This window comes from Flavobacterium sp. S87F.05.LMB.W.Kidney.N, from assembly GCF_004366435.1.
GTDB lineage: Bacteria > Bacteroidota > Bacteroidia > Flavobacteriales > Flavobacteriaceae > Flavobacterium.
Map to the genome: position 1 here is coordinate 567154 of NZ_SODX01000001.1, position 17110 is coordinate 584263.

The 17110-nt window shown below is 35.0% G+C and carries 13 protein-coding genes and 2 tRNA genes; 11 read left to right on the top strand and 4 right to left on the bottom strand.

Going from position 1 to position 17110, the window contains the following annotated elements:
* Window positions 1-50 precede the first annotated feature (50 nt).
* Window positions 51-2141 carry an ATP-binding protein gene (locus tag EDB96_RS02535; RefSeq protein ID WP_134139070.1) on the bottom strand — a complete coding sequence of 697 codons (2091 nt, stop codon included), beginning with the start codon at window positions 2139-2141 and terminating at the stop codon, window positions 51-53.
* Entirely contained in the window at window positions 2138-2845 is a 708-nt protein-coding gene (locus tag EDB96_RS02540) for a LytR/AlgR family response regulator transcription factor (protein ID WP_057115902.1), read from the bottom strand. Before EDB96_RS02540 ends, EDB96_RS02535 begins: the two co-directional genes overlap by 4 nt.
* Before the next feature lie 193 nt (window positions 2846-3038).
* On the opposite strand from EDB96_RS02540, the gene EDB96_RS02545 reads away from it, so the two are divergent.
* The 11 genes from EDB96_RS02545 to EDB96_RS02595 all read left to right on the top strand — a co-directional run bounded on the left by EDB96_RS02545 (window position 3039) and on the right by EDB96_RS02595 (window position 14893).
* Window positions 3039-3572 carry a hypothetical protein gene (locus EDB96_RS02545; protein WP_134139071.1) on the top strand — a complete coding sequence of 178 codons (534 nt, stop codon included), beginning with the start codon at window positions 3039-3041 and terminating at the stop codon, window positions 3570-3572.
* Window positions 3573-3612: 40 nt separating this feature from the next.
* Complete coding sequence (locus EDB96_RS02550; protein ID WP_134139073.1) at window positions 3613-4203, top strand: DUF4082 domain-containing protein; 591 nt, start codon at window positions 3613-3615, stop codon at window positions 4201-4203.
* 171 nt (window positions 4204-4374) lie between these two features.
* Window positions 4375-6948, top strand: coding sequence for a M1 family aminopeptidase (locus EDB96_RS02555; RefSeq protein WP_134139074.1), 2574 nt, complete (start codon window positions 4375-4377; stop codon window positions 6946-6948).
* On the top strand, window positions 6945-7871 hold the full coding sequence (locus EDB96_RS02560) for a DUF58 domain-containing protein (RefSeq protein ID WP_134139075.1): 927 nt from the start codon (window positions 6945-6947) through the stop codon (window positions 7869-7871). Before EDB96_RS02555 ends, EDB96_RS02560 begins: the two co-directional genes overlap by 4 nt.
* A gap of 86 nt (window positions 7872-7957) precedes the next feature.
* A tRNA-Asp gene (locus tag EDB96_RS02565) sits at window positions 7958-8031 on the top strand.
* Between the two features lie 599 nt (window positions 8032-8630).
* Window positions 8631-8704: transfer RNA gene (locus EDB96_RS02570), tRNA-Asp, on the top strand.
* A 189-nt stretch (window positions 8705-8893) separates the two neighbouring features.
* Complete coding sequence (locus EDB96_RS02575) at window positions 8894-9706, top strand: helix-turn-helix domain-containing protein (RefSeq protein WP_134139076.1); 813 nt, start codon at window positions 8894-8896, stop codon at window positions 9704-9706.
* Window positions 9707-9953: 247 nt separating this feature from the next.
* On the top strand, window positions 9954-11252 hold the full coding sequence (locus EDB96_RS02580; protein ID WP_243839300.1) for a TolC family protein: 1299 nt from the start codon (window positions 9954-9956) through the stop codon (window positions 11250-11252).
* 89 nt (window positions 11253-11341) lie between these two features.
* Window positions 11342-12391, top strand: coding sequence for an HlyD family secretion protein (locus tag EDB96_RS02585; RefSeq protein ID WP_134139079.1), 1050 nt, complete (start codon window positions 11342-11344; stop codon window positions 12389-12391).
* Between the two features lies 1 nt (window position 12392).
* Window positions 12393-13976, top strand: coding sequence for an MFS transporter (locus EDB96_RS02590; RefSeq protein ID WP_134139080.1), 1584 nt, complete (start codon window positions 12393-12395; stop codon window positions 13974-13976).
* A gap of 251 nt (window positions 13977-14227) precedes the next feature.
* Window positions 14228-14893, top strand: a complete 666-nt coding sequence (locus EDB96_RS02595; protein WP_134139081.1) for an HAD family hydrolase — start codon at window positions 14228-14230, stop codon at window positions 14891-14893.
* Between the two features lie 83 nt (window positions 14894-14976).
* Here EDB96_RS02595 and EDB96_RS02600 read toward each other — a convergent pair whose 3' ends face one another.
* Both EDB96_RS02600 and EDB96_RS02605 read right to left on the bottom strand, forming a co-directional pair.
* On the bottom strand, window positions 14977-15822 hold the full coding sequence (locus tag EDB96_RS02600; RefSeq protein WP_134139083.1) for a class I SAM-dependent methyltransferase: 846 nt from the start codon (window positions 15820-15822) through the stop codon (window positions 14977-14979).
* A 337-nt stretch (window positions 15823-16159) separates the two neighbouring features.
* The gene (locus EDB96_RS02605) at window positions 16160-16951 is read right to left on the bottom strand and encodes a hypothetical protein (RefSeq protein ID WP_134139084.1); all 792 of its coding nucleotides are present in this window, start codon (window positions 16949-16951) and stop codon (window positions 16160-16162) included.
* Window positions 16952-17110: the final 159 nt, after the last annotated feature.

Here is a 17110-nt window from a genome sequence, read left to right on the forward strand (position 1 = left end):
GTCAGACCTTTTTTATTGGATTTTTTTGGCAGAATTTTTCAAAAATAAAACTATGCGTCTACTTGTTTAAAAATAATAGTAAAAGTAGTTCCAGCATCTGGTTTAGAATTCACTTCTATTTTACAATGAATAGCCGTTGCTAAATCGCGAATTAAATGCAGACCTAAACCAGATTTGATTCCGATAACTTCAGATTCGTCGTATAACGCTTTAAATTTTTCCTGCGTTCCACCAGGTCCATTATCAGTAATTGAAAGATAAGTTTTTTGATTTTCCTGCCATGCTTTCCAGGTGATTTTTGCATTCGGAGTTTTGTCTAAAGCTTTAATGGCATTTCCAGTAAGATTTCGAATAATGGTTTTTAGATAATTTTCGTCTGTTTCTAAAATGATATTTTCTGGATTTTCAAATACCAGTTCAATATTTTCTATACTCGAAAAATGTTTTTTAGTTTCTTCAAATAAAACAGCGATTTCGGTTTTTCTAAACTGTGGTTTAAAGTTTTCCATCTGTCCTTTGCTCCAAAGCAGAATATCTTCCATCGACGATAATAAATTTTCGGCGCCGGTTGTAATTTTATGCTGCATTCTAATTGCAGTTTCTTCGTCGATTAACTCGGGATTTTCTTTTTGAAGATGCAGAAAATGAATCAAGTTTGAAACTGGACTTCTCAAATCATGATTTAAAATACTAAAAAATCTTGCCTTAATTTTGTTAGCTTCATCCAATTCTTGGTTTAAAGCCTGAAGTTTCAAATTGGTTTTCTTTCTGTTTTGATTTTGTTTGAATAATAATAACCCGATAATACAAACCAAAGTAATTCCAGAAATTAAGAAAATGCGCTGTATTTTGGCATCTTCAATTTGGATGTTTTTTATTGTATTCTCCGTAGAAAGATATTTGATTTTCTGCTGTTTGGTTTTGTTCTGATAACGAGCTTCGGCATTTGCAATATTCTGTTTAGCAGACTGCGCCATCATTTCGTCATTGTTTTTGCTGTAGATTTCGTTATAAAAATAAGCTTCTTTCCATTGCCCGAGTGCGGCATAACTTTGAGATAGTTTTTTATTAATCATAACAAAAGATTCTTTGTCATATTTCAAAGCCTTTTCAGATGCTTTTTTCAATACTTCAATGGCCTTTTTATGTTCTCCCTTTTCGTTCAAAACCTTTCCGAAATTGGTATTTGCTTCCATTATAATATCCGGATCATTCGATTTTTGAGCGTAGAAAACAGATTTTTTTGCAAAATCATAAGCTTGGTTTATTTTGCCTTCGTCTGCAAAATGCTCCGACATGCTTCGATTAGCAAAACTCAAATTGATAAAAAGAGAATCTTTTGCTGTTGGATAAGTATATACTAAATTGTAATATTTTCGGATGCTGTCTTTTTGCTTTAAAGCAACATAGCTGTGCAGGTAATAGTTGCATAAAAAAGCACTTACATACGGAGAGTTTTTTACATACGGTTTTGCCTCGTTAAAATATTCTATTGCTTTTTTAAACTGCTTCATTTTGGTATAAGCGCTCCCAATTTGAAGATACGATATACCTATGTTTTCAGTACTCGCTATGTCTCTTTTAAGCAGTTTTTTGTATGAAATCGCCTTTAATTGATAATCAATAAAAGTTTCATATTCTGAGTTATTCTGGTAGTATTCGGCGATACTTCCGTTTAAAACAGATTTGGTATAATCGCTTTTGGTAGTATCCACAACTCGTTTAATATATTGTATCAAAGATTTACCTTTAACAGTATCCTGAACGGAATAATAAACATAATTAAGACGCATCAAAGCAGTGGTCTCGGTTTTTAGATGTCTGGCTTTGCGGGCGTACTTCCAGGCAATTTCATAATTTTCTAAAGCTTTCTGATATTGATTGTTGGTAAATTCATATCCGAGTCCTCTTTGAATATAAAATCGGCTTAAATAAGCATTATGATTTTTAGCGAGCGAAATTCCTTTTTCTGCCGCAGTTATGAGTTTAGGATAATCTTCTGCATCAAAGATTTTTCTAGTGTATGCAAGCCAGATTTTAAGTTTCTCATTGGTTGTGCTGTAACGTGCTAAATTAGGTTCCTGCTGTGCAAAAGCATTCCAACTTATAAATAAGAGCAGCAAGAACTTGAGATTTCTCATGCAATTAAATTTAAGTTTTCCTTGTAACTTCTTCCAATTGGTATTACGGCATTATTATTCAAGATAATTTCGGTTGAATTTATCTTTTGAACATATTGTTTCTGGACGGCATAACTTCTGTGAATACGCACAAAAGATTGAAAATGATCTTCTTTCAGAAGATTTCCAATACTCGAAAGTACACAATGTCTTTTTCGTTCTGTAACTACCAAAGTGTAATCTTTTAAAGCTTCGAGATACAAAATCTCATGCAGCTTAACTTTGGTCTGTTCGTGGCCTTCTTTAATATAAATAGTATCACCGCCAATACTGGCTTCAAACAAAGAAGCTTTGAGTTTAATTTCCATAAACTCTTCAATACGATTTACAGTTTGTGTAAAACGATCAAGTTTTAAAGGTTTTACGATAAAATCAAGAGTTTCAATCTGGAAACTTTCTACGGCATGTTCAGGATGCGCCGTAATAAAAACACAAACTGGAATTTCGAGAGTTTGTTTTCTAAACTCAATTCCGTTTAAACCTGGCATATCAATATCCAAAAACAAGATGTCGATTTTTTCTTTCTCTAAAAAAGGAACAGCATCTTCAGCCGATTCAAAAACCCCTAAAATATCCAGAACAGGAAACTTCTTAGCATAAGAAACTGCTGTAAGTCTATCAATTTCGTCATCATCAACAATAATACAAGTGTATTTTTTCATCATTCAAACTTAATTTATGTTGTCTGTCTATTTAAAATGTTGTTCGTCTATTGGCTGTTTTTAGCTTGAACTCTTTGGTGCAAATTTGTCCTGTAATTAAATCACAAGGAAAAAAAAGTTCCTGTCGATTGTTGCAAAAATAAAGCTATTGAATTAAAAAAGAAGTATTTAATTAATTTTTTAAAACCAAATTGTTATGAAATTTTCAAAAACCATTTTTACAATTTTCTTACTAGCCATTTCTACAATTTCATGCAGCGGCGATGACGGAACTGATGGTGTTAATGGGGCAGACGGAGCGCCAGGAGCAGCCGGGACAGCAAATGTTATTTACAGCGCATGGTTAACAGCACCAGCAGCAGCTGCAGAAACAATAGACGGTACTTCGGGAATGTCTACAACTATTAATGCGCCAGAACTATCAGCAGACATTCTTTCTAAAGGAACCCTATTAGTGTATGTTTCTTTTGGATCAGGTACTTACACAGTGCCATACACATCTACCGCAGGAGGATTCGTAAATACAATTACGGCTATTTCTAATCTGCAAAAAATCAAATTATTTAGATTTAGACATGATGGAGGAGGAACAGTAAACCTGCCAACAACGCTTAACTGGCGATATATTTTAATTCCTGGAGGAGTAGCGGCAACCGCAAAAACTGCAAAACAGGACTATTCTAAAATGAGTTACGAAGAAGTTTGCGCACATTTTAACATCAAACCTTAATTCTGAAATCAAATAAAATCATTAATTAAAAATATATATTATGAAAGCTCTAAAAACTATTTTGACCCTTTTATTAATTACCGTTTCTACGGTTTCATGCAGCAGCGATGACGATAAAGATGCTGTTAAATATAATGAAGAAAATCCTCTAGATGCTTATATGGCAGGATCTGGATTTAGCCAAAAAGCTGTAGATGTAAAAAACTCAGGAATTTATGAATATGGTTTTAGTTTTAAACCAACCGTAACGGGAAAAATAAACTCCTTGATTGTAAAAATTCCAGATGTAAATCCAACTTTAAGAGTTACTCTATGGGATGCTGCAACCAAAACAGTTATAAAATCTGAAACTATAAATGTAGCTACAGCTAATGTTACAGTCGAAAAAGCAATTTCACCAATCGCACTAACTAAAGATAAAGAGTACTTTTTTACAGTAAATAGTGACGACTGGATCAACAGAACAAAAACAGATGGATCTGCAGCGACTTATCCAATTGTGGCTGGAAATATCACTATTACAGGATATGCGTATATCTCAAGTACAGCTGCAGAAACTATTTTTCCAACAAATGCACGTAATACCTATTATGCAGGTGACGTTACATTTAAATTTCAACAAACAGAATAATTCTTTTTTTGGATAGCTTTGAATTAGTAAAGGAAAAGGTTTGGCGGTTGTCAAGCCTTTTTCGTTAAAAATACAGTTTGTTTTTTTAGACTTGACAGGTTTTTAAAACCTGTTAGGTCTTTTTTTTGGAATTTATTTTCTATTTTTAGCAAATCTTATATTCCTTTAAAAATGAAAATTCTATACACCTTTCTTTGTTTTTTTATGTTGATTTCTAATGGTTTTTCCCAATCAAAAGAAAAAGAAAGTGTGCTTTTAGAAAATGGGGTTTCAGAGCAATTGGCGCAGTTTCGTAAAAAGCAGATTTCAGAAGTTCAGTATAATTTGTCATTCGAGATTCCCAATCAGAAAGAAGAAAATATAAATGCCCATTTGACGGTAAATTTGAATATATCTGATTTAAGTCAGCCTTTACTTTTTGATTTTAAGGAAAAAACGTCCAACATAAAAACAGTTGCCATAAACGGAAAAAGCCTTGCCATTGTTCACCAGAACGGACATATTGTAATTCCTTCTTCGGGTTTAATTTTAGGAAAAAATGCGATTTCAATTTCTTTTATCGCGGGTAATTTATCGTTAAATAGAAATGACGATTTTCTATATACACTTTTAGTTCCAGATCGCGCAAGTACCTTATTTCCATGTTTTGATCAGCCAGATATTAAAGCTGCTTACAAATTGAGTCTTTCTGTACCAAAAGATTGGTCGGTTTTGGCTGGAGCCGATGTAAAAGAGAAAATCGATAAAGGTAATTTTATCACATATATTTTTGGAGAATCAGATAAAATGAGCACCTATTTATTCTCTTTTGTAGCAGGGAAATTCAAAAGCACGACGCAAAAACCAGGTTTAGAAATGACGATGCTGTATCGTGAAAACAGTCCGGAAAAATTCCGCGTAAGCGCAGATACTATTTTCAATCTGCATCAGCAATCCTTAGATTTTTTACAAAAATATACCAATTATAAATTTCCATTTCAAAAGCTGGATTTTGCTTCGATTCCTGTTTTTCAGTATGGCGGAATGGAACATGTTGGTGCGATTCAGTATCGAGAATCAACGTTGTTTTTGGACAACAGCGCAACCGACAGCGAAAAATTAAACCGCGCCAAACTCATTGCACACGAAACCTCACATATGTGGTTTGGCGATTTGGTCACAATGAAATGGTTTGATGATGTTTGGATGAAAGAGGTTTTTGCCAATTTCATGGCCGATAAAATCATGAACCCGATTTTTCCGAAAGTCAATCATAATCTGCAGTTTTTTACCGCGCATTATCCTAGCGCTTTCGCGGAAGATCGATCTTTAGGAACACATCCAATCAAACAGCATCTGGCGAATTTAAAAGACGCTGGTTCGCTGTACGGAGCCATTATTTACAATAAAGCGCCAATTATGATGCGTCAGTTAGAAGCTTCGATGGGAAAGGAAGCTTTTCAGAAAGGAATTCAAAACTACATTCAAAAATACGCCAATGACAATGCCGATTGGAATAATTTGGTAGAAATTCTGGATGCAGAAACGCCGCTCGATATGAAAAAATGGAGTGACGTTTGGGTAAACAAATCTGGAAGAGCGATTTTTACGGATAAGATTGAATACGATTCTAAAAACCGAATTAAAACTTTTGAAATTCAGCAAAAAGCAGAAGACAACTCCAATAATATCTGGCCTCAGGTTTTTCAGATTGGTTTGGTTTATGCCAATAATGTAAAAGTTTTAACGGTTAATATTAATGATAAAAATACCGTCTTAAAAGAAGTAATCGAACTTGAAAAACCAATTGCTGTTGTTTATAATTACAATGGTTTTGGGTACGGAGTTTTTCCGCTTGGCGGAAACAATTTAGATTATATTTCTACATTGAAAGATGAGGTTGCAAGAGCATCGAGCTACAGCAATCTTTATGAAAATACACTGCTTGGAAATGTTTCACCAGATAAAGCTTTTAACTGTTTTCTGAAAGCAATTCAAACAGAAGAAAACGAATTGGTTTTGAGAATTGCTTCTAATAATTTAAATACAATTTATTGGAGATTTTTTACCGAAAAACAACAAAGTAAAGTTCAGAAACAGCTTGAAGGTATTTTGTACGAACGTTTACAAGCTAACTTATCAGCCAATATCAAAAAGACATTGTTCGGATTATTCAGTTCGATTGCCTATTCTAATTCGGCGAAAGCCAGTTTATATAAAGTTTGGAACAGAGAAATCTCGATTCCGAATTTAAAATTAAACGAAGAAGATTATACCAACATGGCAATGAATCTCGCAATTTTCAAACATCCAAAAGCAGATGAAATTTTGGAAAAAACCAGAACAACATTTACAAATCCTGATAAACAAAAGCGTTTTGAGTTTCTGCTTCCATCATTATCCAAAGACGAATCGCTTCGTAATGCTTTTATGGAATCTTTAAAAGAGGATAAAAACCGTGAAAAAGAATCGTGGGTTTCTGTTGGATTAGCGAATATTCATCATCCGCTTCGTCAGGAAAATGCACAAAAATATATCAGATTTTCATTAGATTTGGTTGATGAAATTCAGCGAACCGGAGATATTTTCTTCCCGAAAGACTGGCTGGATAATACAGTTGGAAAATATTCTTCGAAATTTGCCTTTGATGAAGTACAGCGATTCTTAAAAGAAAACCCTAATTTTAGTCCTATTTTAAAAAGGAAATTATTTCAATCGACAGATTTGCTTTATAAAGCACAAAATATTAAAAAAGAAACCGAATGAAAATCGAATCGGAAATAGAGAAAGTCTCCAGTTTTCAGCATCTAGAAATGCTGGCCAATCAGGTTGTGGAAGGTTTTATATCGGGAATGCACAAGAGTCCGTTTCATGGGTTTTCGGCTGAATTTGCTGAACATAAAGTGTATAATGCAGGCGAAAGCACTAAACATATCGATTGGAAATTATTTGCCAAAACCGATCGTTTGTACACGAAACGTTTTGAAGAAGAAACCAATTTACGCTGTCATTTAATTGTCGATAATTCATCATCCATGCATTATCCTGAACTCAAATCAAATCAGCCTTTTTATGAAAAGAAGATTGGTTTTGCAGTTTTGGCTTCGGCTGTTTTAATGAATATTTTAAAGAAACAGCGAGATGCAGTTGGTTTGAGTGTTTTCTCTGATAAATACGAATATTACGCTCCCGAAAAAGGAAGCGATCGCCATCATAGAATGTTGTTGAATAAACTGGAAGAACTATTAGTACAGCCAAAAGTCAAAAAAACAACCGATACCATTACGTATCTGCATCAAATAGCAGAGAAAATGCATCGCCGCTCGATGATTATTTTGTTTACGGATATGTTTCAAACCGAAGATGATGAAAAGCTTTTTAACGCTTTGCAGCATTTAAAACACAATAAACATAAAGTAGTTTTGTTTCATGTTGTTGATAATGAAACCGAATTGAAATTTGATTTTGACAATACGCCAAGAAAGTTTATTGACTTAGAATCAGGAGAAGAGGTTTCTATTTTTGCAGATAACGTTAAATCAGAATATGAAAAAAGGATAGAAGCCTATTTTAAAAACCTAGCTTTAACCTGTGCCAAGAACCAAATTAAGTACGTTCCGGTAAATGTTGGTTACAATTTTGAAAAAATATTGACTACATATTTGGTTGAAAAACAAAACTTTGGATAAATATTTGAAAATTTATTTCATTTTTTTTACAAAAACGCTTGCAGAAATGAAATTCTGTACTATCTTTGCAACCGCAATAACGCAGAGGTTTGGTAGTTCAGTTGGTTAGAATACATGCCTGTCACGCATGGGGTCGCGGGTTCGAGTCCCGTCCAGACCGCAATATTGGGAAAAGCCTTTCTTTTAAGAAAGGCTTTTTTGCCCAAAAACGGTATCTAAGATTAGTTGTGTTGTTTTGCTACGACTTTGTAACTCGTAGCTGGTTTAGTAGTTAGACCAATGAAAAGCTTTCCACTTTTGTGGATGGCTTTTTTGATTTATAGCCTTTATGATAAAAGGCAAATTCCAAAGATTTTGAAGCCTCAAAATTAAATTCCAAATTCCAATTCCACAACGTTTGTCATTTCGACGAAGGAGACTCGAGCGACAGCGAACTGGCGTAGCAAATCTCCGCAAGCAATTCTATAAAGATTTTCTACTCATATATTGAAAATAGCGCCTGGTTTCAACCAAGGCAAGCACAATGGATATAAATCGTTGCCGATGGCTGAAACCGTGGGCTGTGTTTAGAAAAATGATAAATATTTCTATGTGAAAACCTTCTCGGTTAAGAAAAAGAAAGAAAGTTCTTCTTTTTTTAATTTGCAGGCAATTTTTAAAATATTGGAATTTAAGCAATTAAAAATTTCTCAATTTTTATTCCTAAAAACCCTTGCAGAATCCAACTTCTGTTGTATTTTTGCACTCGCAATAACGCAGGGTTTGGTAGTTCAGTTGGTTAGAATACATGCCTGTCACGCATGGGGTCGCGGGTTCGAGTCCCGTCCAGACCGCAATATTGGAAGAAGCCTTTCTTAACGGAAAGGCTTTTTTGTTTTTATGCTTTAAGGTTTAACCGCAAAGTGCGCTAAGATTCACAAAAGGTTCGCAAAGTTTTTTAAGCTTTGCGAACTTTGTGTTTTTAACCTTGCGAACTTTGCGGTTAAATTTCTTTCTTATCTTTATAATGAGAAATCACACCAATGGAACATTCCGGTCAGAAATTAGATAAATATTACATCAAAAAAGTAGATGCTGATAAAAAAAGCATTTACTGTCACCACGATTTGATGGGTGAATTGTTTATTCCTACACACAAACATGATAAAGCCCAATTACTTTATGCAGAAGGCGATGTCGTTTTTGTAACAACGGAGACCAAAACCTATTTTCTGCCCGCAAGACATTTTATATGGATTCCGAGTGGAGTGGAACACAGTATTCAGCCGAAATCTGAAAATGTGATGATGCGAAATTTATATTTTCCGGTTGAAAAAGGAGAAGATGGATTTTATCAGGTTGAAGGTATTTATCCCGTCAATAATTTATTGTTGCAAATGATGCTTTTTACCAATCGTTGGAATGGCGATCTTAAAAAAGGAACTCCAAACTTTACCATTGCAAAAGCTATAAAAGCGATTCTGCCGCAAATCTGCACCAATAATCTTCCGTTAGAATTGCCTCAGCCAAAAGACAAACGGCTTAGTAAAATTTTGCGTTTCATTGAAAACAATCTAGGCGAAACGATTCTGTTTGCCGATGTCGCCCATGAATTTGGTTACAGCGAACGCTCTTTGTATCGCTTATTCCAAAAAGATCTCAAAATGTCTTTCATTCAATATTATACCATTCGAAGAATCTTAAAAGCAATCGAACTTTTATTAGAAAGAAAACTTTCTGTAAAAGAGGTAGCTCTAGAAGTAGGTTACAATAGCGTTCCGACTTTCAGCAACACATTTTTCAAGATTTTAGGACAAAGACCTTCCGATTATTTAAATGGGGAGGATATTTTGTAGTTTTTTAAATCTGCGTGAATATCATAAACCAAATCCATTTTGTAATAAATTGTTATTCAATGTTTTAATATAACGTTTTCGGAAAATAAGATTTTAACATTTGTCCGAAATGAATATGTTATTGACTTTTTAGAATTATCAGTCATCGTAAAAATGAAGGAACTTTGCAGTATAAAATATTTATGTATTCATGTTCCTTAAAATAACAAATTCTACAGACGATTGTTTTCTCAAAAAACTGTTGCTATTGCTAATTTTATTGGCATTAAATAGTTTACAAGCACAGGAAATTCATACGGTTTCATTAAAAGAAGCGATGAAACTGGCTAAAGAAAACAACAAAAAAATCCTTCAATCTCAATTGGAGATTACGCTCTCGGAGCAAAACATCAAAGAAAGTAAAGAACTCCGTTTACCAGATATCGAATTAAACGGCGAATATTCCAGAATTACCAATATTACCGAATTTAAAGGAAATGGTTTCTTGAATGGAAAAGAAGTAACAAAAGCGATTCCTGAAATTTATCAGGTGAATTCAACTTTTAAAATGCCAATTTATGCTGGAAATAAAATCAACAACGCCATCAAAATTGCGAATCAGGAAAGCGAAATTGCTAAAATAAAAACAGAAAAAACCGAAAATGATATTGAGCTCGAAGTGGTAGCCAATTATCTTTCGATTTATAAAATGATGGAACTTCAGAAGATTTTTGAAGAAAACATCAAAGAAGAAAAAAGCCGATTGAAAGAAGTACAGTCGCTTCAAAAGCATGGAACGGTTACGAAAAACGAAGTTATTCGTGCCGAATTGCAGCTTTCGGATCGTGAATTAAATGCGCTTACAAACTCCAAAAACATTAAAATTGCGCTTCACGATCTGAAAACACTGCTTCAGATTCCGGAAAATGAAGAAATTGCGATCGATACAACAGCTAATCTTGACGAATTGAACGGCTTGGATCCCTACGATTTTTATATGAATAAAGCTTTGCAAAACGAAGAAATGCGTATTGCAAGCCAGGAATTAAACATCAAAAAAACGGAATTGCAATTGGTGAAAGGAAATTATCTGCCAACGGTAAACTTCTTTGGGAATTATGGTTTTTATTATCCTAACTACAAATTTTTTCCACCGAATCCGTATTTGTACACTTTAGGTCAAGTGGGAATCGAAGCGCGTTTTGATATTTCGGCTTTGTATAAAAACAAAACCAAAGTAGAACAGGCTAACAAAAAAATCGAATGGCAGCAAATGCAGTCGGAAATTATAAAAGATGAAATTCAGGATCAACTGTATAAAGAGCATACGCAATATCAGGAAATCCTTGAAAAATTTGTGGTGGTCGACAAAGCTTTGGATTTAGCCAATGAAAATTACCGAATTGTAAAGCTGAAATACTTAAATCAATTGGTTTTAATAACGGAAATGGTCGATGCTGACAATGCTTTGCTTCAGGCGAAATACAACAAAATTTCTACCCGACTGGATGCGGTGCTGAAACATTATGAATTGCTTCATACGGCGGGGATTCTTCCTCAGAGTTAGATGTTAGATGTAAAAAGTTAGAAGAAAGAGGCAAGAGGCAAGATTTAAAAGTGATAATAGAAAAATAGACAAGAAAAGATATAAAGTTTATGGTTAAGATAAAAAATGAAACTAGAAGAAACAAAACGTTTGATATACTAATAACGGTTATTGCGTGTGCGCTTGTAGCGAGCGGTGTTATTTTGGGAATTTGGTTTTACGTTTTCAACAGAAATCACGAAGAAACCAATGACGCTCAGGTGGAGCAATATGTAACTCCAATTATGTCGAGAATAACGGGTTATGTGCAGGAAGTTCGTTTTAACGAAAACCAGTTTGTGCATAAAGGTGATACTTTGGTTGTAATTGACAATAGAGAATACCAATCAAAATTGAATGTGGCTTTGGCCGATGTTCAAAACGCGAAACAAAATAGTGTTGTGGCTCAAAAGAATGCGATAAACACAGCCAGTGCAACGGCAATTAACGAAGCGCAATTAGATGCTGCAAAATCGAATCTTTGGAAAACAAAATTAGAATACGAAAGATATCAGGCTTTGGTGAAAGATGAAGCAGCAACTTCTCAGCAATTAGAAAAAGTTAGGGCAGATTACGAATCGGCGCAGGCACATTTTCAGGAAATGAAAAATAGAATTCATTCGGCAGATTTAAGTACTTCTGTGGCCGAGGCTAATGTTCCGACAACGCAAACCAATATTGCATCCAAACAAGCTGTTGCAGATAATGCGGCATTATTTCTTTCGTACACTATAATTACAGCGCCTTACGACGGCTGGGTTGGAAAACGAACTTTACAGCCTGGACAATTGGTAAAAGAAGGACAATCTTTGCTTTCGATTGTAAGTAAAGAAAAATGGATTACAGCCAATTTTAAAGAAACGCAATTGCAGTATTTAACTGTTGGTCAGGAAGTCGAAATAAAAGCCGATGCTTTGAGCGACAAAACTTTCGTTGGTACAATTGCTTCTTTATCGCCTGCGAGCGGGGCACGATTTTCATTGCTTCCTCCAGATAATGCAACAGGAAACTTCGTAAAAATTGAACAAAGAATTCCAGTTCGAATTCAGTTAAAAGATACCGACAAACAAACCGATTTTTTAAGAGCGGGAATGAATATCACCGTGATCGCGGCACACTAAAATGGAAGATAAAAGTATTTTTAAATCTTGGGTTCCAAAATGGGCAATCATTATTATTTTGTTTGTCTGTCTTTTGCATTCCATGATTTTATTGGGAGTTTATACTTCAAACGTAACCTACGCAGCGAGTTTTCTGGACATCGAGCCAGAAGATTTGCAGTTTGCGATGTGCGTTACGTATGGAACTTTGCTCGCCACAATTTTAATAGAAAGCCGATTTTCGAGTTTTTTCCCTGCAAAAAATTACCTGATGGCGGTTTATTCCCTAATCGGAATTACGATTGTTTCATCGGCTTATATTACCAATTTTTATCTTTTTTTATTGCTGAGAATTGCCGAAGGAATCTTAATGGCTCTTCCGGTAATTACGATCAGACAATTATTAATTGAGCAGTTTAATTCTAAAAATGCCATTATAATAGGTTTTTCGTTTTACTACGGTTCGCTGTTATTGTCAACGCCATTTATTATGAATATTGCGGTTTGGTTTCTGGATCATTACGATTGGAAATACATGCTGTACGTTTCGGGCGGATTGCAGGTTTTGAATGTCTTTTTAATCTTAGTTACTTTTCGTGGGCACCGAATCACAAAGAAAATTCCGTTGTATCAAATCGACTGGATGAGTTATTTTTTGGTTTTAACTGCCATTCTTTGCGGTGCTTACTTTTTTGTTTATGCCGAAAAAAAATATTGGTTTGAGTCTTCGCACATGGTTGTAATGCTGATGATTGCACTCATTACAGGAGGTTTATTCATCTTTAAAGAACGCTTGGTAAAAAGACCGACTTTTGATTTTGAAGTTTTTAAATACGCCAATCTGCGAATAGGGTTTTTATTATTTTTCCTTTTCTATATCAGCAGGGCAACGCTGAGTCTTTGTCATTCAGCGATGTTTTCGATTTGGAATTGGGATCCGTCGCGTGTGGCGGGCGTGCAATACATTAACGGACTAGGAAATGTAATTGGACTTATTTTAGCTGCTTATTTTCTGATGAAATCTGTTTCGACAAAAGTTATTTTCATTATTGGATTTTCGCTTATTGCATTGTTTCACTTTTGGTTTACATTTCTTTTTGTGCCCGATGTTGCGCTGTCAGATATTATCGTTCCGTATATTTTGCAAGGAATCGGTGTTGGGTTTTTATTTGTTCCGCTCATCTTATTTACCACATCATCGGTTCCGGCAAAAATGGCGGTTTCTTCGGGAATTGTTGGAGTTTCGGGTCGTTTTTGGGGAAGTACAATTGGTTTTTGCGTGATGCAGAATGCCGTTGTATTTTTAAACAAAAAGCATTTTTTAAAATTAAGTCAATTCGTAACAGGCGATAATCCCGAAGCACAGCAAACCATAACTGCAACTGCGCAGAGTTTTATGGCAAAAGGATATTCTGCAGATAATGCGAATACTTTGGCACTAAAAAAAGTCTTCGGAACCATTACTAAACAAGCTACTTTATTGGCCGATATGGAAATTTATACGATCGTAGGTTACGGTTTGGTGGTTTTGATTATTTTGATTGCGTGTAATCAGCATTTGAGACAGACTATGACTTTGGTTAAAAGTAAGATTTGGATTGGGTAGTTTTTTTGTTTCAAGTTTCAAGTTTCAAGTTTTTCCGTATTTTATGTCATTTCGACGGAGGAGAAATCACACTAGAAGCTCGACAAAGATTGGCGATTCTCTTTGTAGATTCACTAGTGTGATTTCTCCTCCGTCGAAATGACAAACAATACGCGGAAAAAAATAAATCTCAGCGAATCTCCGTGAAAAACCTTTGTGAATCTCTGCGAAATAAGCCTATCTTGCAACCGTTAAAAAAACAAAATACAATAATGAAACAGCAATGTGTAATTTTTGATATGGATGGCGTGATTTCGCACACCAATCCGCATCATGTGAAGGCTTTTGAGGCATTTTTCGATAAATATGAAGTTCCTTATACGAATGAAGAATTCGAAGAACATATGTACGGCAAACATAACAGTTACATCATGACGCATTTCTTCAAGCGCCCAATTGCGGGAGAAGAACTGCTGAAACTCGAAGACGAAAAAGAAGGAATGTTTCGCGAAATTTATAAAGACAAAGTCGATACGATTCCACATTATTTGGATTTTTTAAGCGAATTAAAATCTCGTGGATTTAAAACGGCTGTTGCAACTTCGGCGCCGCGTGCGAATCTGGATTTAATTGCAAACGCTTTAAAAATCTCAGACAAAATGGATTCGATGATGTCCAGCGAGGACGTAACACTTCATAAACCAAATCCTGAAGTATACCTAAAATCAGCAGAGCGTGTTGGCGTTTCTCCGTCTGATTGCGTGGTTTTCGAAGATTCTTTTTCGGGCGTTACAGCGGGATTAAATGCAGGAATGAAAGTTGTAGGCGTTTTGAGTACACATACAAAAGAACAGCTTCCTGTATGTGATTTTTATATTAATGATTATAGTGAGGTTAATGTGGATAAGATTATTGAAATATTAAATTCGAATAAATAAATTCCAAATTCCAAACTATACGAGAGACCTTTGTCAAAGTTTTAAACTTTGACAAAGGTTTTTTCTTGACAAAACTTTTAAGACTATTTCTCTCCAGCAATTACAAGTGCATTTCCATCAATAATAACATTTCCGTCAGGGAATTTTTCATTTACTAAAGTAAAAACTTCTTGTCTGATTTTTTCTCTCATTGCATCATCGGCATTGCTGAGTGCGGCGACAAAAGGTGCGGCAATTTCTGTGATCAGATTCCAATAGACATCTGCAGTACCACAATTTAATTTGCCAGTCAGTTCTGTTTCGGTAGTATTTTTAAACCCAGCTTGTTGGAAAATATCGGTTATTAAACCGCTTTTCGAACAGCGAAACATTCCCGGAGCTTCGGGAGGCGGAGGCGTGAGCTGCATGTTTCTGTTAATCGTTCCGCCAACAGCGGTGACCCAGAAATTTTTCTCAGGTCCGCTCCAGACCGCAGTTGCGATTTTGCCGCCAGGTTTCAGAACCCGATACATTTCTTTTGCTGCTAAAAGCATATCAGGAAAAAACATAAAACCCATTCTACAGCTTATCGCATCGAAGGTATTGTCATAAAAAGGAAGTTCGGTGACATCGCAAGCTTTAAATTCGACATTTGTAATTCCTTTTCTAAAAGCATTTTCGCGGGCAATGGTAAGCATATCGTCAGCGAGATCGGTAATAATGACTTTTCCATCAGAAAGCATCGCAGCAATGCTCAAGCCTGGTTCGCCAGTTCCAGCTGCGACATCTAGAATTACGTCTGATCCTTTTGGGTTTATCGAACGGATGATTTCATCGGCAAAAGGTCTCATAAAATCCAGAATTTCATGATCCCATTTTTTCCAGCCTGGAGAAAATTTGTTCCAAGATGCTTTTTGCTGTTCCCGAATTTCTTGTAGTTGTGGTTCCATTTTGTTTATTGTTAGGTTGTTGAAAACGAATTTTATAACCGAAACAAAATTTGGGGAATTTGTTCTGCAAATAGGCAAAGAGAAGAGTTTTTGGCAGATTTTTTTTGGATTAGCAAACGGAATAAATCTTTTTGGTGAACTGGTTTTAGTGTTAATTTATTGATTAATAGTGTTTTGTGTTTTTATTTCTCATCACAAATTACGACCAAGTATTGTCATTCGATCCCGAAGTCTCGGGATCAAAATGACAAACTAGACTTAAAAAAAATAAATTACATACATTGCCTCCTGCTTTAGCTGGAGGTTTCTGTTTGAAAAGAAAAAGGCTTTAGCCGAATCAATAGTTTTCCTCCAAAAAAGCAATCCAGCCTTTTTCAAATTCTTCGGGTTTTATGCTAAGTGCTTTTTCGATGCTGCCAAATGAAGCAATTAGTTTGGGCAGGCTGTCTTTTCCCCATTTTTGGGTCATATATTCGATGATTGTGTAGCCGATATTATAAATCTGATTGCTTTTATTAAGCTCTTCTAAAGTCAGGTTTTTGCTTTTGGCGTATTTTACGCTTAGCGAATTTACTTCTCCAGCCTCAAAAATACTGATCGATTCCCAAAGCCAGCGCGGATATTCGGCTTTAAACTTTTTATCAAATTCCTTTTCAAAAGTAAGTCGGTCTTGGGTGATGATTGTTTCTTTTGCCCTGTCGATTAATATATTGAGTTGAACGCAGTGCGTAAATTCGTGAAGAGCAGTTTTGAGCGGATCGTCTGGAAAAATAGAATTAAACCAATTCGTCCACACAAAATGAAATTCATTTGGACCACGGCTCGTGCCTTTTGTGTTTTCTTTTAAACCAGTAGCGCTATTAAATTTGTATTGCGAACCGTAAACAAAAACCTTTATCAAGTCGTGTTGTACATCTTTTAGATTTTCTCTTATTTTCGCATAATTGTTCTCCAGATGAGTGCTGACTTTTTCAGCCTCACTTTTATAAATTCCGCTGTAGGAAATAATAAAATGTTCTGATTTAAGAGTTCGGATTTCCTGTTTAACGGTAAAGCTTCGAACTGTTCTTGCAAAGTAAAAAACCGCAATAATTCCTAAAAGAATAATTAATAATCTGTATTTTCTCATGTGTTCTAAATGTTTTTTTGAGATTTAAAAACAAGCGAATTTTGAGAATTAAGTTTTTGGTGTTTTAAAAATAAGAATATTTAAAGACTAAACACAAAAAGATTTAAAGAAATTTCTGAAGCAGTTTCTGTTTTTGCCACAGATTATTAAGATTAAAAG